This is a genomic window from Allobosea sp. Leaf344, from assembly GCF_001426225.1.
GTDB lineage: Bacteria > Pseudomonadota > Alphaproteobacteria > Rhizobiales > Beijerinckiaceae > Allobosea.
Map to the genome: position 1 here is coordinate 14,670 of NZ_LMRT01000001.1, position 18,692 is coordinate 33,361.

General features: G+C 69.7%; 15 protein-coding genes. 5 read left to right on the forward strand and 10 right to left on the reverse strand.

Annotated elements, in window-relative coordinates; genetic code table 11:
* Positions 1–65 precede the first annotated feature (65 nt).
* From ASG72_RS00070 to ASG72_RS00100, 7 genes are all read right to left on the reverse strand, one after another.
* Positions 66–548, reverse strand: coding sequence for an META domain-containing protein (locus ASG72_RS00070; RefSeq protein ID WP_056707245.1), 483 nt, complete (start codon positions 546–548; stop codon positions 66–68).
* Between the two features lie 197 nt (positions 549–745).
* Complete coding sequence (gene hisG / locus ASG72_RS00075) at positions 746–1,735, reverse strand: ATP phosphoribosyltransferase (protein ID WP_056707248.1); 990 nt, start codon at positions 1,733–1,735, stop codon at positions 746–748.
* Positions 1,732–2,844, reverse strand: coding sequence for an ATP phosphoribosyltransferase regulatory subunit (locus tag ASG72_RS00080; protein WP_244488641.1), 1,113 nt, complete (start codon positions 2,842–2,844; stop codon positions 1,732–1,734). Before ASG72_RS00080 ends, hisG begins: the two co-directional genes overlap by 4 nt.
* A gap of 178 nt (positions 2,845–3,022) precedes the next feature.
* Positions 3,023–4,558 (reverse strand): histidine--tRNA ligase, encoded by a 1,536-nt coding sequence (gene hisS, locus ASG72_RS00085; protein ID WP_056707255.1) that lies wholly within the window; start codon positions 4,556–4,558, stop codon positions 3,023–3,025.
* Between the two features lie 97 nt (positions 4,559–4,655).
* Positions 4,656–6,029 (reverse strand): glycolate oxidase subunit GlcF, encoded by a 1,374-nt coding sequence (gene glcF, locus ASG72_RS00090; protein ID WP_056707256.1) that lies wholly within the window; start codon positions 6,027–6,029, stop codon positions 4,656–4,658.
* A gap of 120 nt (positions 6,030–6,149) precedes the next feature.
* On the reverse strand, positions 6,150–7,337 hold the full coding sequence (locus ASG72_RS00095; RefSeq protein WP_056707259.1) for an FAD-binding protein: 1,188 nt from the start codon (positions 7,335–7,337) through the stop codon (positions 6,150–6,152).
* A 109-nt stretch (positions 7,338–7,446) separates the two neighbouring features.
* Complete coding sequence (locus tag ASG72_RS00100) at positions 7,447–8,883, reverse strand: FAD-linked oxidase C-terminal domain-containing protein (RefSeq protein ID WP_056707262.1); 1,437 nt, start codon at positions 8,881–8,883, stop codon at positions 7,447–7,449.
* A gap of 172 nt (positions 8,884–9,055) precedes the next feature.
* Here ASG72_RS00100 and ASG72_RS00105 point away from each other — a divergent pair, with 172 nt between their 5' ends.
* Positions 9,056–9,961 carry a LysR family transcriptional regulator gene (locus ASG72_RS00105; protein ID WP_056707263.1) on the forward strand — a complete coding sequence of 302 codons (906 nt, stop codon included), beginning with the start codon at positions 9,056–9,058 and terminating at the stop codon, positions 9,959–9,961.
* A gap of 42 nt (positions 9,962–10,003) precedes the next feature.
* A complete protein-coding gene (locus ASG72_RS00110; RefSeq protein WP_056709796.1) occupies positions 10,004–10,942 on the forward strand; it encodes an SMP-30/gluconolactonase/LRE family protein in 939 nt (312 codons plus the stop codon).
* Positions 10,943–10,975: 33 nt separating this feature from the next.
* Here ASG72_RS00110 and ASG72_RS00115 read toward each other — a convergent pair whose 3' ends face one another.
* A complete protein-coding gene (locus ASG72_RS00115) occupies positions 10,976–12,022 on the reverse strand; it encodes a cysteine synthase A (RefSeq protein ID WP_056707266.1) in 1,047 nt (348 codons plus the stop codon).
* Between the two features lie 112 nt (positions 12,023–12,134).
* Between ASG72_RS00115 and ASG72_RS00120 the strand changes: the two genes are divergently transcribed.
* The 3 genes from ASG72_RS00120 (at position 12,135) to ASG72_RS00130 (ending at position 15,906) form a co-directional block, all read left to right on the forward strand.
* Positions 12,135–13,373, forward strand: a complete 1,239-nt coding sequence (locus tag ASG72_RS00120; protein WP_200939867.1) for a class I SAM-dependent RNA methyltransferase — start codon at positions 12,135–12,137, stop codon at positions 13,371–13,373.
* A gap of 34 nt (positions 13,374–13,407) precedes the next feature.
* Positions 13,408–14,793 carry an FAD-binding oxidoreductase gene (locus ASG72_RS00125; RefSeq protein WP_056707273.1) on the forward strand — a complete coding sequence of 462 codons (1,386 nt, stop codon included), beginning with the start codon at positions 13,408–13,410 and terminating at the stop codon, positions 14,791–14,793.
* A gap of 615 nt (positions 14,794–15,408) precedes the next feature.
* The gene (locus tag ASG72_RS00130; protein WP_156395734.1) at positions 15,409–15,906 is read left to right on the forward strand and encodes a hypothetical protein; all 498 of its coding nucleotides are present in this window, start codon (positions 15,409–15,411) and stop codon (positions 15,904–15,906) included.
* Here ASG72_RS00130 and ASG72_RS00135 read toward each other — a convergent pair whose 3' ends face one another.
* Entirely contained in the window at positions 15,907–16,635 is a 729-nt protein-coding gene (locus ASG72_RS00135) for a TlyA family RNA methyltransferase (protein ID WP_056707277.1), read from the reverse strand.
* A 13-nt stretch (positions 16,636–16,648) separates the two neighbouring features.
* Positions 16,649–18,559: a 1-deoxy-D-xylulose-5-phosphate synthase gene (dxs, locus tag ASG72_RS00140; RefSeq protein ID WP_056707280.1), complete on the reverse strand. Its 1,911-nt coding sequence runs from the start codon at positions 18,557–18,559 to the stop codon at positions 16,649–16,651.
* Between the last annotated feature and the right edge of the window lie 133 nt (positions 18,560–18,692).

Sequence of the window (18,692 nt, forward strand, 5' to 3'; positions counted from 1 at the left end):
GCGCCGAGGCTTCGGGTCAGCGGGCGCCGGGCGCTGCCGCGCGGCCCGCCATCACCGCGCCGGGGTCAGATGCCGCGGTCGAAACGGACCTCGCCGGCCGCGCCCTTGATCACCAGGCGACCATCGACGATGTCGAAATTGCGGGCGCCGCGCAGCGCCAGCAGGAAGGCGCGCTCGAACTCCATCACGCCCTTGTCGCAATTGCGCTTGGTCAGCGCCAGCGGACCGACGGCGAAACCCTGCTGGCGCAGTGGATAGGCCGCCGCCGAAAAGGTGTTGCAGCCGCTGAAGCCGGTGCCGCGCAGATTGGTGTCGACCTGGAAGGTGGCGCGGCGGTCGCTGACCGGCTTGCCGTTCAGCAGGACGGCAGACCAGCTGGCGCCGAGCGGGAAGGTCTTTTCCTGGCCCTGGCTCGGCGGCGGCGCCTGCTGCGCCGGCGGCTGCTGGCTCGGCCGCCCGCGCGATTGCGCCTCCGCCGGGCTCGCGCCGGCGAGCAGCAGCGGAGACAGCGCAGCGAGAAGAGCGGCAAGGCCTGAGCGTCGGTTCATCGTTCCGTTACCTGCAAGTCAAGACCGTGGCGGGGCGGCCGGAGCCGCCCCCTACAGCGCGTAGCCGCTGCGCGCCTGCGGATCAATCACCAAGAGGCGGCGCGGTTGTGAATTCTGTCGGGTTTTCATGGCCGAGTCGGGGCGCCGCGTGCGGCGCCGGCGAGGCTCGCGCGGCGTCGCGCGCAGCCGCGGCGGCGTCAGATCCGGCCGAAGAGCCGCTCGATCAGCGGGTTCGCCTTGCGGAAGACATAGCTCGGCGCGGCGACGGTGATGTCGTCGGCGCCCGATTCCGCCAGCTGCTCGACGAGGCCGAACACGGCCTTATCAGGGCAATGGATGATCTGGACCCCGCCATGGCGGGCGACGCCGAAGGGCAGCCGCGCGCCGAAGGGGCGGCACAGCGCCTCCAGGGTCTCGTCCGAGCATTCCAGCGCCCGCAGCCTGACCTCGCGCAGCGAGCGCGCCTCCTCCTCCGCCGCGATGCGCGAGAGGATGGTGCGGGCGGCCGCGCGCGCCTTGTCGCCCCAGGGCGCCCTGACCGAGGCGACGAGATTGGCCTCGGAGGCGAGCATCACCCCGTCGTCGAGCACCTTGAGCGCATTGGCGGCGAGGGTCGAGCCGGTGGTGGTGATGTCGACGACGATCTCCGCCGTGCCGGCGGCCGGCGCACCCTCCGTCGCGCCCAGGCTCTCGACGATGCGGTAATCGGCGAGGCCGTGCTGGGCGAAGAAGCGGCGGGTGAGGTTCACATATTTCGTGGCGACGCGCAGCTTGCGGCCCTGGCGGATGCGCATCGTCGAGGCGACGTCGTCGAGATCGGCGATGCTGCGGACGTCGATCCAGGCCTGCGGCACGGCGACCACGACATTGGCGTGCCCGAAGCCGAGCGGCGTCAGCATCTCGACCACGGAATCGGCGTTGGGCACCTGCTCGCGCACCAGATCCTCGCCGGTGACGCCGAGATGCGCCTGGCCGGAAGCGAGCTGCGCGACGATCTCCGAGGCGGAGAGGAAGGCCACTTCGGCGCCCTCGACGCCGGCGATCGAGCCGCGATAATCGCGCGCGCCGCGCGACTGCACGAATTTCAGCCCGGCGCGGCCGAAGAAGGCGAAAGCGTTTTCCTGCAGCCGGCCCTTGGAGGGAACGGCGAGGACGAGCGGGGCATCGTCCCGGTTCGGCTGGCTCATGCCCTGTCTCCGGTCAGCCGGTCGAGCCAGAGCGAGGCGCCGACGGCGGGAATGGCGCTCTCCGCGCCGAGACGGCCGAGCACATGGTCATAGCGTCCGCCACCGGCGACAGGCTTCTGCTCCGGCCGCGCCGGATCGTGCAGCTCGAAGATGAAGCCGGTGTAATAGTCGAGATTGCGGGCGAAGGCCGGGGTGAAGGCGATCTGCGTCACATCCACGCCGCGCACGGCGAGGAAGCCGGTGCGCTCGTCGAAGGCGTCGAGTTGGCGGGCGAGATCGAGCGAGGCCTGCTCCGCCAGCCCGCGCAGAGCCGCGGAGGCGATGTCGGGATCGCCCGTCACGGCGAGCGCCTGCGCCAGCAGCGCCTTGACCTCGGCATTGACCGGGTTCTCGCGCTCGGCGGCGCGCGCCAGGAAGCGCTCGGCGATATCTCCCGCCGTGCGCCCGCCGACGGTGGAGATGCCGGCGATCGACAGCACATCCTCGACGAAGGCGCGCGCGGCCTTGGGGTCCTGGCCCTCGAGAGCCTTGAGCAGCCCGGCATGGGCGGCCTCGCTCTGCGCCTCCGGCGCGTCGAGGGCGAAGACCGCCTCCGCGCCCTTGCCCTGCACCACGGCCCGCATCAGCCGCCGCCGCGCCGCCGGCGGCACGGCGAGCCCGTCGAGCAGCGCGTCGAGCAGCGCGACATCGCCCATCTGGATCTTCGGCGCGGACAGCCCCAACGCCGCCGCGGCCTCCAGCGTCAGCGCCATGATCTCGGCATCGGTGGCGGAAAAATCGCTGCGCCCGAAGGATTCGATGCCGGCCTGCGCGAATTCGCCCGGCTCCTGCGCGCGCATCCGGAAGACCGGGCCGGCATAGCCATAGGAGGCCGGCTCGCGCGAGCCGGAGGCGAGATGCTGGAGCGCGACGGGGATCGTGTATTCCGGCCGCAGGCACCAATCGCGCCCCTCGGCATCCTGCGTCATGAAGATGCGGCGGCGGATATCCTCGCCGGACAGATCGAGAAACACGTCCGCGGGCTGCAGGATCGCCGGTTCGGCGCGGCCATAGCCTTCGCGCGCGAAAAGCGCGATCACGGTCTCGATGGCGGCGGCGATGGCGGTCACGGCGAAATCATCCTGTTGCGCGGCTGTCCTAGCAGCGGCCTGCATGGTTTTCGAGGGTTTTGCGGGAATTGGGTGAACGGGATCTGGTTCGCCGCACCCTTCGCCGGCGAGCGACAAGCGTCGCCCCCTCCCCTTCAGCAGAGCGCGGTGGTCGCGATCGGGACGCGGGCTGCGGCGGCTAGGAATGGCGGGCGAGCACGCGCGCCACGCCCGCGACCAGCTCCGCCAGCGGCACGGCGAATTGCGCCTCCGCCTGCCTGGCCTTGTGCTCCGCCGAATCCTTGACGTCGCGGCTGGCGGCGGCGAGTTCGGCCCCGAGGATCAGGTCCTTGATCACCACGGTCCCGGCCTCGCGCTCCGAGGAACCCTGGATCACCGCGCAGCGCGCTCCGCGCCGGTCGGCATATTTCATCTGCGCGTTGAAACCGGAGGAGCCGAGATAGAGATCGGTGCGGCAGAGCGGCCCGCCCGCGGCATCCCTGGCCTGGCGCAGCGTCGCGACCATCGCCTGATAGGCCGGCATGAAGTCCGGCGATTTATTGTCCATAGCGGTGACCACGACCAGGGGAAGCTCGTTCCTGGCATCGACGATCGGCGATTTCACTGCCTTCAGCGCGGAATAGAGCCGGGAGACGCCGATCGAGAAGCCGGTCGCCGGCACGGGCTCCATCCGGAAGCGCCCGACCAGCCCGTCATAGCGCCCGCCGCCCGCCACCGAGCCGAAGCGCACCACCTGCCCATCCTCATTGGTGACCGGGAAGGTCAGCTCCACCTCATAGACCGGGCCGGTATAATATTCGAGGCCGCGCACGACGGAGGGGTCGATGATCACGCGATCGGCGTAGCCGGCGGCCTCGAGCAGATCGGCGATCGCGCGCAGTTCCGCGGCGCCTTCCGCTCCGGTCGCGGTGGTGGCGAATTGCGCCGCCAGCCGGCCGGCCGTTTCGGAGTTGGTACCGGCCTTGGCGTCGAGGATCGACAGCACGCGCCGCGCCTCGTCCTCGTTCAGCCCGGCGCCCTTGGTGAAGTCCCCGCTCTCGTCCTTGCGGCCCTCGCCGAGGAGAAGGCGCACGCCCTCGGGTCCGAATTTGTCGAGCTTGTCGATCGCCCTGAGCACGGTCAGCCTGCGCCCGGCATTCTCCTCGCCGCCGAGGCCGATCGCCTCCATCACCCCGTCCAGCACCTTGCGGTTATTGACCTTCACCACATAGTCGCCGCGCGCGATGCCGAGCTTCTCCATCGTGTCGGCGGCGAGCATGCAGATCTCCGCATCGGCCGAGACCGAGCCGGCCCCGACGATATCGGCGTCGAACTGCATGAACTGGCGGAAGCGGCCGGGGCCGGGCTTCTCGTTGCGGAAGACATAGCCGGCGCGGTAGCTGCGATAGGGCCTCGGCAGCGCGTCGAAATTCTCGGCGACATAGCGGGCCAGCGGCGCGGTCAGATCATAGCGCAGCGACAGCCATTGCTCGTCATCGTCCTGGAACGAGAAGACGCCTTCATTGGGCCGGTCCTGATCGGGCAGGAATTTGCCGAGCGCGTCGGTATATTCGACGAAGGGCGTCTCGACCGGCTCGAAACCATAGAGCGAAAAGCTCTCGCGGATGACGCCGAGCATGCGCTCGGTGGCGGCGACGTCGGCGGGGCCGCGATCGACGAAGCCGCGCGGCTGGCGGGCCTTCAGCTTGGAGGGGGCGGGCTTGTCGGCGGACATCGGCGTTCGTTTCTGCAACTGGCTGGCTTCGCCGTTTCGGTAGCTCGCGCGGCCTTGGGGAGCAAGCGGATCGAGGCTGCCGCCCCGATTCAGCGCCCTATTCCGCGGCCGCCAGGCTCGTGTCCCGCAGCGGCGCATCGACGAAGCCCGCCCGGGCGAGCTTCTCCGGTAGCGGGCCGCCGGTCGCCCAATCCAGCAATTCCGCCGTATGCAGCACCGGCGTCGTCGCGCCCTTATCCGCGAAACCCTTCGCGATCTGGGTGATGCAGCCGATATTGCCGGTCGCGACCAGGACCGGGCGCGTCTTCTCGATATTGCCGACCTTGCGGGCGCGCAGCTGCCCGGCGATCTCCGGCTGGAGGATGTTGTAGACGCCGGCCGAGCCGCAGCAGATATGGCCTTCCGGCACCTCCTTGACCTTGAAGCCGACGCCGGAGAGGAGCCGCTTCGGCCCGTCCTTGAGCTGCTGGCCATGCTGCATCGAGCAGGCCGAGTGATAGGCGATCGGCATGGCGACGTCGCGGAGGGGCGCGAGCTCCAGCGTCTCGAGGAATTCCGTGACGTCCTTCGCCAGCGCCGAGACCCGCGCCGCCTTCTCGGCCCATGCGGGATCGTTGCGGAACATGAAGCCGTAATCCTTGATCGTGGTGCCGCAGCCGCTGGCGGTGATCAGGATGGCGTCGAGGCCGCGTCCCTCGATCTCCGCCATCCAGGCCGCGATGTTGCGCTTCGCGAAGCCCAGCGCGTCATGCTCCTGCCCCATGTGATGGACCAGTGCGCCGCAGCAGCCCTCCCCTTTCGGCAGCACCACCTCGACGCCATGGCGGGTCAGCAGGCGGATGGTGGCCTCGTTGATGCCGGGGTCGAGCACCGGCTGGGCGCAGCCCGAGAGGATGGCGACGCGGCGCGAGGCGGGCTGCGCCGGCGCGAAACTCTGCGGGCCTTCCATGGGCGAGCGGCCGGGCAGCGCGCCGGGCGCGAGCTGCAGCATCGCCTTCAGCCTGTCGCCGACCAGCGGCAGCGCGCCGAACAGCGCGGCGAAGGGCTTGCCCAGGCGGGCCGCCAGCATCGCCACCCGGAACCGCCCGGGATAGGGCAGGACCCAGGCGAGCAGCCGGCGCAGCGCCTTGTCGTGCCAGGAGCGCTGATAGGTCTCCTCGATATGCGCGCGGGCATGGTCGACCAGGTGCATGTAATGCACGCCGGAGGGGCAGGTCGTCATGCAGGAGAGGCAGGAGAGGCAGCGATCGACATGCTTGACCACCTCGGCGGTGGCCGGCTTGCCGTTCTCCAGCATGTCCTTGATCAGGTAGATGCGGCCGCGCGGCGAATCCAGCTCGTCGCCCAGCAGCAGATATGTCGGGCAGGTCGCGGTGCAGAAACCGCAATGCACGCAGGTGCGCAGGATCTTCTCCGAGGCCGGCAGCCGCGGATCGGAGGCGAGAAGGGCAGGCGTGAAATTGGTCTGCATGCTCTTGAAATCCGGCTCACTCTTCCTCGTGCCCGGCCCGCGGCCGGGAATCGGTTTCTCGCTGCGCGGCCCCTGCGACGGGGCCGGCCGTGTCAGGCGCCCTGCCGCCGGCCGGCGCCATCACACCCCGGCATACATGCGGCCGGGCTCGAAAATCCCGGCGGGGTCGAAACTCGTCTTGATGCCGGCCGTGACCCGCAGCAGCGGCGCGGAGAGCGGCTCGAACACCGGCACGCTGGCGCGGATGGCATCGGGCGCGCGCACCAGCGTCGCATGGCCGCCGAGCGGGGCAATGGCCCGCCGGATCGCGGCCGCGCCGGCATCGCCCTGCGCCGGCACGCCGAGCCAGAGCAGCCCGCCGCCCCAATCATAGTAGTGGCGGGCCTGCGGCAGCGCCGCGGCGATGGCGGCAGCGGCTTTCGGCCCGTTGGTCGGCGCGAGCGAGAGCCGCCAGACCGCCTCCTGCGTACCGGCGAAGACCGCGGCGTCGCGGATATCGCGCCAGAGCGCCTCGGATGCCGATCCCTCGATCAGCTCCGGCTCGCCATAGGCGGCGAGCAGCGCCTTCAGCTCGCCCGCGCGATAATCGATGGAGACCGAGAAATTCTCGAGCCGCAGCAGGGTCCGGGCCGCCTCTCCCGCGATGCCCGCGGGCAGATGGGCCGCCGCGAAGGGCTCGAAGGGCGATCCCAGGGCGCGAGACAGCAGGATCACGGCGTCGGAATCGGACAGCCCGTGCCAGCACAGCGTCACGATCCGCTCCGGCACCGGCAGCACGCGGAAGATCACCTCGGTGAGGAAGCCGAGCGTGCCATGGCTGCCGGCCACGAGCTTCACCAGATCGAGCCCGGTGACGTTCTTCATCACGCGCCCGCCGGATTTGATCGCCTCGCCCTTGCCGTTCACCAGCCTGATGCCGATCAGCGAGTCGCGGGCCGCGCCGGCATTGATCCGCCGCGGGCCGGAGATGTTGCCGGCCGCGACCGCGCCGATGGTCGGTTCGCCGCCGCTGCCGAAGAGCGGGCGATGATCCATCGGCTCGAAGGGCAGCATCTGGCCGCGCTCGGCCAGGGTCTTCCGGACCTCCGCCAGCGGCGTGCCGGCGCGCGCGCCGATGACCATTTCCGCCGGTTCATAGAGGGTGATGCCGGTCAGGCCGGCGCTGGACAGCGTCGCCTGGGTCTGCGTCGGCCGGCCGAGCCCGGCGCGCGTGCCGCCGCCGCGGATCGCGAGCGGAATGGCGCTGCCGATCACCGATTTGACGACGGCGCAGGCCTGGGCCTCGGTGGTGGGTGTGTGGATCGTCACGCGAGATCTCCTGGCGCCTTATCAAGCGATCCACGCTGCAGATCGAGCGTCGCAGTCTCGCGTGCCGGGCTCGGCGCCGCGGGCCGCCCCGAAATGACGGAAGGAGGCATCACGCCGCGACCCGCCCCTCGAGCGGAAACACCTTGGCCGGGTTCATCAGCCATTGCCCGTCGAACACCGCCCTCACCCGCATCTGCTGCTGCAGATCGGCCGGGTTGAACTGCACCGTCATCAGGTCGCGCTTCTCGATGCCGACACCGTGTTCGCCGGTGAGGCAGCCGCCGACCTCGACGCAGAGCTTCAGGATGTCCATGCCGGCATCCTCGGCCTTCTGCGCCTCGACCGGGTCGTTGCAATTATAGAGGATCAGCGGGTGGAGATTGCCGTCGCCGGCATGGAAGACATTGGCGACGCGCAGGCCATAGCCCTGGACGATCTCCGCCATCCGCCGCAGCACATGCGGAAGCTGCCCGGTGGGGATGGTGCCGTCCATGCAGATATAGTCGGCGATGCGCCCGGTCGCGCCGAAAGCCGATTTGCGGCCCTTCCAGATCGCCGCCGCCTCCATCGCCGAGCGGCTCTCCTTCACCGTCTGGACGCCGTGCTCGCGGGCGATGGCGACGATGCGGGCGAGCTGGGCGTCCATCTCCGCATCCGACCCCTCGACCTCGATGATCAGCAGCGCCTCGACATCCATGGGATAGCCGGCCTTGGCGAAGGCCTCGCAGATCTCGATCGCAGGCTTGTCCATGAATTCCATGGCGACCGGGATGATGCCCGCACCGATGATCGCGGCCACCGCCGCGCCGGCCTGTTCGCTGGTGGGGAAGCCGAACAGCACGGGGCGCGCGCCCTCGGCCGCACGCAGGATGCGCACCGTCGCCTCGGTGACGATGCCGAGCTGGCCCTCCGAGCCGACGATCAGCCCGAGCAGGTCGAGCCCGCCGGAATCGAGATGGGCGCCGCCGATCTCGACGATCGAACCATCGAGCATCACCAGCGTGACACCGAGCACGTTATTGGTGGTCACGCCGTATTTCAGGCAATGCGCGCCGCCGGAATTCATGCCGATATTGCCGCCGATCGAGCAGGCGAGCTGCGAGGACGGGTCCGGCGCGTAGAAGAAGCCCTCGGCCATCACCGCGCCGGTGACCGCGAGATTGGTCACCCCCGCCTCGACCCTGGCGATGCGGTTGGCATAGTCGATCTCGAGGATGCGGTTCATCTTGGAGATTCCGATGACCACCGCATCCTCCTGCGGGATCGCGCCGCCGGCGAGCGAAGTCCCGGCGCCGCGGGGCACCACCGGCACACCCTGCTCATGGCAGAAGGCCAGCACGGCCGCGACCTGCTGCGTCGTCGAGGGCAGCACCACCGCCAGCGGCAGGCGGCGATAGGCGGTCAGCGCATCCGTCTCATAGGGACGCCGCTCATCGGCGCTGGTGATCAGCGCCTCGGGCGCGACAAGCCTGGCCAGGCCGGCGATGATCTCCTCGCGGCGCGCGATGATGGCCGCGTCCGGAACGGGAAAGGCGATGGCTGACATCGGTCACTCCTGCTGCAACCGCCCGGCACGCCCGCCCCCGAGCAGCCTGCCGGGCTGCGGCTGGAAGAACGGGGTTCGCCGGTGGGAACAGATAACCCTAGACCAATTCCAACTGGCGCGCAGTGCGACCAACGTGCATGATTGTTTCCGATTTGGAAAAGGTGGGGGATCGATGGACCGGTTCGGCGACCTCGATGTGTTTGCGCATGTGGTCACGGCCCGCAGCATGTCGGCGGCGGGGCGGCAGTTGAACCTGTCGCCCGCTGTGATCTCGAAGCGGATCAGGCGTCTGGAGGAGCGGCTGGGCGTGCGGCTGCTGCAGCGGACGACGCGGCAGCTGGCGCTGACCGAGGCCGGCCAGGGCTTCTACGAACGCGTCGTCTCGATCCTCGCCTCGATCGAGGATGCGGAGGCCTGGGTGGCGAGCGGTGTCGGCCAGGCGCGTGGCACCCTGCGCGTCTCGGCGCCGACCTCCTTCGGCCGGCTGCATGTCGCGCCGCATCTCAAGCCCTTTCTCGACGCCAACCCGCTGGTGACGGTCGATCTGGTGCTGACCGACGCCTTCGTCGACATCGTCGGCGAGGGGTTCGACCTCGCCGTCCGCATCGCCGATCTCCAGGATTCCAGCCTGGTGGCGAAGCGGCTGGCGCCGAACCACCGCGTGCTCTGCGCGGCGCCGGATTATCTGGCCAAGGCAGGCACCCCCATGACGATCGAGGAGCTCGGGCGGCACCGGCTGATCGCGCATAATGCCGATCACTGGCGGCTGGACGGGCCCGACGGCCCCGTGACGGTGCGGGTCTCGGGGCCGCTGCGTACCAATTCCAGCGAGGTCGTGCGCGAGGCGCTGCTGGCCGGGGTCGGCATCGCCCTGCGCTCGACCTGGGATGTCGGGCCGGAGCTGAAATCGGGCGCGTTGCAGCGGGTGCTGCCCGCCTATTCCGTCGGCAAGCGGGTGGCGGTCTATGCGGTCTATCCCAGCCGCCGCCACATGGAACAGAAAGTCCGCGCCTTCGTCGATTATCTCGGCGACCTCTATGGCGCGACGCCCTATTGGGACGAAGGGCTCGCGCTGTAGAGATCCCAAGGCGCAGCTGCGAGCGGCAATCAGGAGATGGCGATGTTCGGCGTTCTCGACGGAACCAGCGTGTCGGTGTTCGATCCGCGCTTCCACCGCATCATCCCGGGCTCGGCCCGGATCGAGCGCCTCTGGACCGGAGCGCGCTGGTCGGAGGGCCCGGCCTGGTTCCCGGCGCATCAGACGCTGGTCTGGTCCGACATCCCCAACGACCGGATGCTGCGCTACGACGCGTTGACCGGGCAGGTCGGCATCTTCCGCCAGCCGGCGCGCAACAGCAACGGCAACACGATCGATCGCGAGGGGCGGCTCGTCACCTGCGAGCATGGCGGCCGGCAGGTCACCCGCACCGAGCATGACGGCGCCATCACCGTGCTGGCCAGCCATTACCAGGGCAAGCGGCTGAACTCGCCCAATGACGTGGTGGTGAAGTCGGACGGCTCGATCTGGTTCACAGACCCCGATTACGGCATTCTCAGCGATTACGAGGGCGACAAGGCGCCCTCCGAGATCGGCCGCTGCCTGGTCTACCGGCTCGATCCGCATAGCGGCGCGCTGAGCGTGGTGGCCGATGATTTCGTCAAGCCCAACGGCCTCGCCTTCTCCTGCGACGAGAGCATCCTCTACATCGCCGATACCGGGGCGAGCCATGATCCCGAAAACGGGCCGCGCCATATCCGCGCCTGCCGGGTCTCCGCCGACGGCACGCGGCTCGGCGCCTCCAGCGTGTTCGCGACCTGCAAGACGGGGCTGTTCGACGGGTTCCGGCTCGACGAGACCGGGCGGATCTGGACCAGCGCCGGCACCGGGATCGACATCTATCACGGCGACGGGACGTTGATCGGTCGCGTCGAGCTGCCGGAACCGGTCGCCAATCTGTGCTGGGGCGGGCCGAAGCGGAACCGCCTGTTCATCTGCGGCACCACCTCGCTCTATGCCGTGATGACCCACACCAACGGGGCGGGCTGGCCGGCCGCCTGACACCGCTCACGCCGATGGCCGGCGAGGACGGTCTCAGCCCATCACGCGGGCGAGCGCGGACTCGATCGCGCCCGGCTCGCGCTCCAACCATCCCGGCACCGGCAGGTTCTTGCTGCGCAGGAAGGCCGGATTGAACAGTTTCGATTGGTAGCGCGTGCCATAGTCGCAGAGGATGGTCACGATGGTGTGGCCGGGGCCCATCTCCCGCGCCAGCCTGATCGCCCCGGCGACGTTGATGCCGGAGGATCCGCCGAGGCAGAGCCCTTCCTGCTCCAGCAGATCGAAGACGATCGGCAGCGCCTCCTCGTCGGGGATCTGGAAGGAGACGTCGATCGGCGCGCCCTCGATATTGCGGGTGATGCGGCCCTGGCCGATGCCCTCGGTGATCGAGCTGCCCTCGGCTTTCAGCACGCCGGTGGTGAACCAGCCGTGCAAAGCCGCGCCCATCGGGTCGGCGAGCCCGATCCGGATGCGCGGGTTGAAGGATTTCAGCGCCATAGCGGTGCCGGCCAGCGTGCCGCCCGTGCCGACGGCGCAGATGAAGCCGTCGACCGCGCCCTCGGTCTGGGCCCAGATCTCCGGCCCCGTGGTCTCGATATGGCCCTGGCGATTGGCAATGTTGTCGAACTGGTTGGCCCAGATCGCGCCGAGAGGCTCGGTCTTCGCCAGTTCCTCGGCGAGGCGGCCCGAAACCTTCACGTAATTGCCGGGATTGGCGTAGCCGACGGCCGGCACCTCCAGCAGCGTCGCGCCGGCGAGCCGCAGCATGTCCTTCTTTTCCTGGCTCTGCGTCTCCGGGATCACGATCACCGAGCGATAGCCCAGCGCATTGCCGACGAGGGCGATGCCGATGCCGGTATTGCCCGCCGTGCCCTCGACGATCACCCCGCCGGGCTTCAGCACGCCGCGCCGCTCCGCGTCCCGGATGATCGCGAGCGCCGCCCGGTCCTTGACCGACTGGCCGGGATTCATGAACTCGGCCTTGCCGAGGATGGTGCAGCCGGTTGCGGCGGAGGCGGCTTTCAGCTTGATCAGCGGCGTGTTGCCGATCGCGGCGATGACGCCGTCGCGGATGGTCATGTCGCAATTCCCTGTTGGCCTTCGACCTGATAGGCGAAACACAGGGACAAATCACCACCGGAGCATCATGAGCAGGCCCGCACAGACGCAAGCGCCGCAAAGGCCGTTGGCGATGAACGAGTCGCTGACCATCGCCAGGCTCGGCCAGCGCGGCGACGGCGTCTGCGACAGCGCCGACGGCCCGGTCTTCGTGCCCTATGCCCTGCCGGGAGAGACGGTGCGGGCCGTGCGGGACGGCGAGCGCGCCCAGCTGGTCGAGATCATCGCGTCCAGCGAAAGCCGCATCGCCGCGATCTGCCCGCTCTTCACCCGCTGCGGCGGCTGCGCGGCGCAGCATATGGAGCCCGGCCTCTACCGCGCCTGGAAACGCGCTCAGCTCGTGACCGCGCTGCAGCGGGCCGGCGTCGCGGCGGAGGTCGGCGAGCTCGTCGACGCGCATGGGGCCGGCCGCCGGCGCGTGACCTTCCATGCGCGTCGCGAGGGCATCGGCATGGTGGTCGGCTTCATGGCGGCACGCAGCCATGATCTCGTCGCGGTCGAGGCCTGCCCGGTCCTGGCGCCTGGGCTGGCGCGCGCGCCGGCGGTGGCGCAGCTGCTGGCCAACAGGCTCGGCGGCTCCAACAAGCCGCTCGACATCCAGATCACCGCCTCGGAAGCCGGGCTCGATGTCGATATCCGCGGCCATGGCCCGGCCGGGGACAAGCTGCGGCTGTCGTTGACGGAGGCGGCCGAGCGGCTCGATCTCGCCAGGCTCTCCATGCATGGCGACATCATCGTCGAGCGCCGCCCGCCGATCCAGCGCATGGGCAAGGCCTATGTCGCGCCCGCCCCCGGCGGGTTCCTGCAGGCGACGCAGGCCGGCGAGGAGGCGATCTGCGCGCTGGTGCTGGCCGGGCTGCCGAAGATCCGGCGCGTCGCCGACCTGTTCTCGGGCTGCGGGCCGATCGCCTTCCGCCTCGCCGAGCGGGCGCAGGTCGTCGCCTTCGAGAGCGACAAGGCGGCGGTGCTGGCCTTGACCCGCGGCAGCGGCCGCACCCAGGGGCTCAAGCCGATCGCGAGCGAGGTCAGGGATCTGTTCCGCCGGCCGCTGCTGGAGCACGAGCTCGACGGCTTCGACGCGGTCGTCCTCGATCCGCCGCGCGCGGGGGCGGAGGCGCAGATCCGCCGGCTCGCGGCGTCGAAGGTCGCGACCATCGCCTATGTCTCCTGCGACGCGGCGAGCTTCGCCCGCGATGCCGCGATCCTGATCGAGGGCGGCTATGCGCTGGCCGGCGTCACGCCCGTCGATCAATTCCGCTATTCCGCACATGTCGAACTGGTCGGCCTGTTCCGCCGCCCCGGCAAGCGCTGAGGAGCCCGTCTTGAGCACCGCGATTCTCGACCGGATGGCCGCCATCACCGGCGCCCGCAACATCGTCACCGATGCCGATGCGATGGTCCCCTATCTCAAGGAATGGCGCGACCTGTTCCGCGGCAAGGCGCAGGCGGTGGTGCGGCCGGGCTCGACGGCGGAGGTCGCGGCGCTGGTGAAGCTCGCGGCGGAGACCGGCACCACGCTAGTGCCGCAGGGCGGCAATACCGGGCTTGTCGGCGGGCAGATCCCGATCGCCGAGGGGCGCGAGATCATCCTCTCCCTGCAGCGGCTGGACGCGATCCGCACCGTCGACGCGCAGGGCGACACGATGATCGTCGAGGCGGGCGTCACGCTGCAGCGCGCGCAGGAGGCGGCCGAGCAGGCGTCGCGCCTGTTTCCGCTCTCGCTCGCCTCGGAGGGCTCCTGCACCGTCGGCGGCAATCTCTCGACCAATGCCGGCGGCACCGCGGTGCTGGCCTATGGCAATGCCCGCGAACTCTGCATGGGGCTGGAGGTGGTGCTGGCGGATGGCCGGATCTGGAACGGGCTTCGGCAGCTGCGCAAGGACAATACCGGCTACGACCTCAAGAACCTCTTCATCGGCGCCGAGGGCACGCTCGGCATCATCACCGCGGCGGTGCTGAAGCTGTTCCCGCTGCCGGCGGCCCGCGCCACGGCCTTTCTGGCGGTGCCCGGTCCGGAAGAGGCGCTGGCCCTGCTGAACGCCGCCAAGGCCGGGGCCGGCGGCACGCTGACGACCTTCGAGCTGATGTCGGAGCTCTGCCTGGAGTTCGTGCTGCGCCACGCGCCGGGCACCCGCGACCCGCTCTCGGCCCGCTCGCCCTGGTACGTGCTGATGGAGGTCTCCTCGCAATCCGCCTCCGGGCTGGACGAGGCCGTCGAGACCTTCCTGGGCGAAGCGATGGAGACCGGGCTGGTGACCGACGCCGCGATCGCCGCCTCGCTCGACCAACGCGCCGCCTTCTGGGCGCTGCGCGAGCATCTCTCGGAGGTGCAGCGCTTCGAGGGCGGCTCGATCAAGCATGACGTTTCGGTGCCGCTGCACGCCACCGCGACCTTCATCCGCCGCGCCAGCGCGGTCAGCGAGGCGCTGATCCCCGGCTGCCGGCCCCTGCCCTTCGGCCATGTCGGCGACGGCAATGTCCATTTCAACGTCAGCCAGCCGGTCGGCGGCGACAAGGCGGCGTTCCTGGCGCGCTGGGCGGAGCTAAACAGCGCGGTCCACGCGATCGTCACCGAGCTGAACGGCTCGATCTCGGCCGAGCACGGCATCGGGCGGTTGAAGCGCGACCTGCTGCCGGGGGTCAAGGACCCGGTCGAGCTCGCCTTGATGCGGACCCTGAAGCAGACGCTCGACCCCCAGGGCATCCTCAACCCCGGGGCGATGCTGGCGTAGTAGCGGATCGGCGGGGGGGCACGACGAGATGGAAGGGGGGATGTCCCTCTTCCTGATGTGTCCCTCTTCCTGATGATCAAGCGCGGGGAACCCCTCTCCTGTAAGGAGAGGGGTTGCGCGCGTTCTGTGGCGGCCGCACGACAAGATGGAATGGGGATTTAGTTACGCTCGCGCCTCACTGGTCCAGGGGCCGACACCTCACCCCTACCCCTCTCCTTACAGGAGAGGGGTTCGCGCGCGCGCTTGCGGCGGCCGCACGGCGTGATGGAATGGGGGGAAGCGCCTCTGATGTCTCCCTCTTCCTGATGATCAAGCGCGGGGAACCCCTCTCCTGTAAGGAGAGGGGCAGGGGAGAGGTGTCGGCCGTTCGACGGGGAATCGCCATGGCGACCGGAAGACAGGATTTCACCCGGACACTCCCCCTACATCTCCCGCGCCGGCTGGTGAATTTCGCGCCTCGCTGGTCCAGGGGCCTACACCTCACCCCTGCCCCTCTCCTTACAGGAGAGGGGTTTCGCTCGCTTGCGACGACCTGCACAGGCCGCCGCTCGGCGATCGGAGCAACACTTTCTTGGTGTTTTCGCGCCATGCTCCGGTGCTTTCGCGGGACTCCTAATGAACATCTCAGCATTGCGAGCTCCGATCAGCACGTCCGGCGAAGCCGAGCCCGGCCTGGTGCAGCCGCAGCTCTCCACCGACTATCTCAACCGGTTCGGCGAGGCGCTGATGCTGATCGAGATGGCGCCGATGGATCCCGGAATCGTCGCCGAGCTGCAGTCCTGGTCCGTCATCGGCTATGTCGAGCATTTCCAGCGCTCGCAGCTGCGCTGCCGCGCGGCCGCGATCGCCGGCTATGAACATCTCCCGGCAGCGCGCCGCGCCGCCTTCGACGCGCTCTGCCAGTCGATGAACACGCTGATCGCCGAAGCGACGGAGACATTGGGCGCGCAGAGCGACGACGAGGATCTGTCGCTGAGCGCCAGCCTGGCGGGCGGGCAGCTGCGCGCGCTGATCTCGCAGGCGACGCAGTTCATCAACGCCAACGGCACGCTGGACCCCGACATGTTCGACGGGCTGGGGCTGCAGGACGACATCGACGCGATGTTCGCCTGATCAGGCGGGGCGCCGCGCCCCGACCAGAAATTCGCGATTGCCGTCACCGCCCTCGATCGGCGACGGGACCAGCCCCAGGACGGCGAAGCCGAGCTCCTGCAGGGCGGCGACGATCTCGCCGCAGACGCGCTCATGCGTCTCGGCATCGCGCACAACGCCCTTCTTCAGCGCGGCGCGGCCGGCCTCGAATTGCGGCTTCACCAAAGCGACCAGGCCGGCCTCGGGCGCCAGCAGCGCCGCCACCGCCGGCAGCACCAGCTTCAGCGAGATGAAGCTGACGTCGATTACCGCCAGGGACGGCGGCGCCTGCGTCGCGGCGGGCGCGAGCTCGCGGATGTCCTGGCCTTCGAGGCTGGTCACCCGGGGATGGCGGCGCAGCGACGCGTGCAGCTGCTCGCGCCCGACATCGACCGCCAGGACATGGCGGGCGCCGCGCCTGAGCAGAACATCGGTGAAGCCCCCGGTCGAGGCGCCGATATCCAGGCAGTCGCGCCCCTGCGGATCGAAGCCGAAGGCGTCGAGCGCCGCCGCGAGCTTCAGCCCGCCGCGCGAGACGAAAGGATGCGGCGCCTCCGCCTCGATCCGCGCCTCGCGGGCGAGCCTGTCGGAGGGTTTGCGGACGATCGCGCCATCGGCCGTGACGAGGCCCGCCGCGATGGCGGCCTGGGCGCGGGCGCGGCTTTCGAACAGGCCGCGCTCGACCAGCAGCTGATCGGCCCGAAGCTTCATCGCAGGGGGCGGTTCAGGCGCGTTTGACGGCGCTGGGCACGCCGAGCGCGGCTTCCACCGTGCGGACGATGCCGGCGGCGTCGAGCCCCGCCGAGGCATACATCGCCTCCGGCTTGTCATGCTCCTGGAAGCTGTCCGGCAAGGTCAGGGTGCGGACCTTGAGCCCGCCATCGAGCAGGCCCTTGCGCGCCAGCAGGTGCAGCACGAAGCTGCCGAAACCGCCGACGGAGCCTTCCTCGACGGTGACCAGGATCTCGTGCTCGCGCGCCAGTCGCAGCACCAGCGCCTCGTCCAGCGGCTTGGCGAAACGGGCATCGGCGACCGTGGTCGAGAGGCCGCGCTGCGCCAGCTGGTCCGCGGCCGAGAGGCACTCCGCCAAGCGCGTGCCCAGCGACAAAAGCGCCACACGGGTGCCCTCGCGCACCACCCGGCCGCGGCCGATCGCGAGCGGCACGCCGAATTGCGGGATCTCCACGCCGACCCCCTCGCCACGCGGATAGCGGAAGGCGATCGGCCCCTCGTCGAAGGCGGCGGCGGTCGCGACCATATGGGTCAGTTCCGCCTCGTCGGCCGCCGCCATCACCACCATGTCGGGCAGGCAGCCGAGGAAGGCGATGTCGAAGGCCCCCGCATGGGTCGCGCCATCGGCCCCGACCAGCCCGGCCCGGTCGAGCGCGAAGCGGACGGGCAGCTTCTGGATCGCGACGTCGTGCACGACCTGGTCATAGGCCCGCTGCAGGAAGGTCGAGTAGATCGCGCAGAACGGCTTGTAGCCTTCGGTGGCGAGGCCGGCGGCGAAGGTCACCGCATGCTGCTCGGCGATGCCGACATCGAAGGTGCGGCCGGGGAATTCCTTGCCGAAGGCGTCGAGCCCGGTGCCGGAGGGCATCGCGGCCGTCACGGCGACGATCTTCTCGTCCTGCCGCGCCGCCTTGACCAGCGCATTGGCGAAGACGCCGGTATAGCTCGGCGCATTGGCCGGGGCTTTCGCCTGCTGGCCGGTGACGGGATCGAATTTGACGACGCCGTGATATTTGTCGGCGCTGGCCTCGGCGGGGGCGTAGCCCTTGCCCTTCTGCGTGACGACATGGACGAGGATCGGCCCCTCGCCGGCATCGCGGACATTGCGCAGCACGGGGAGGAGATGGTCGAGATTATGCCCGTCGATCGGCCCGACATAATAGAAGCCGAGCTCCTCGAACAGCGTCCCGCCCGTCCAGAAGCCGCGCGCATATTCCTCGGTGCGCTTGGCCTTGTCGTGGAAGAAGCGCGGCAGCCGCTCGGCCAGATGCTTGGCGATCTCGCGGATGGAGCGATAGGTGCGGCCGGAGACGAGCCTTGCGAGATAGGCGGACATGGCGCCGACCGGCGGCGCGATCGACATGTCGTTGTCGTTGAGGATGACGACGAGGCGCGAGCCGAGCGCGCCGGCATTGTTCATCGCCTCATAGGCCATGCCGGCGGACATCGCGCCGTCGCCGATCACCGCGACGACATTGTTCTTGCGGCCGGCGAGATCGCGCCCCACCGCCATGCCGAGCCCGGCCGAAATCGAGGTCGAGGAATGGGCGGCGCCGAACGGGTCGTAGGGGCTCTCGCTGCGGCGCGTGAAGCCCGAGAGCCCCCCGGGCTGGCGCAGGGTGCGGATGCGGTCGCGCCGGCCGGTCAGGATCTTGTGCGGATAGGCCTGGTGGCCGACATCCCAGATCAGCCTGTCTCTGGGGGTATCGAAGACGGCGTGCAGCGCCACGGTCAGCTCGACCACGCCGAGCCCGGCGCCGAGATGCCCGCCCGTGACCGAGACGGCGTCGATCGTCTCGGCCCGCAGCTCGTCGGCCAGCTGGCGCAGCTCCGAATCGGCGAGCGCACGCAAGGCGGCGGGTTCGGCGATGCGGTCGAGAAGGGGCGTGAGCGGACGTGACACGAGATGCAGGGCGGGGTTTGCGCGGGCGATGTCTGGTCTGACGGCGTCAGCCTGGAATAAGCCTTAACAGCCGCGCTGGCAAACGCCCTGGCCGTCGTGGCCGTCACGACAGAACGCGGGGAACCCCTCTCCT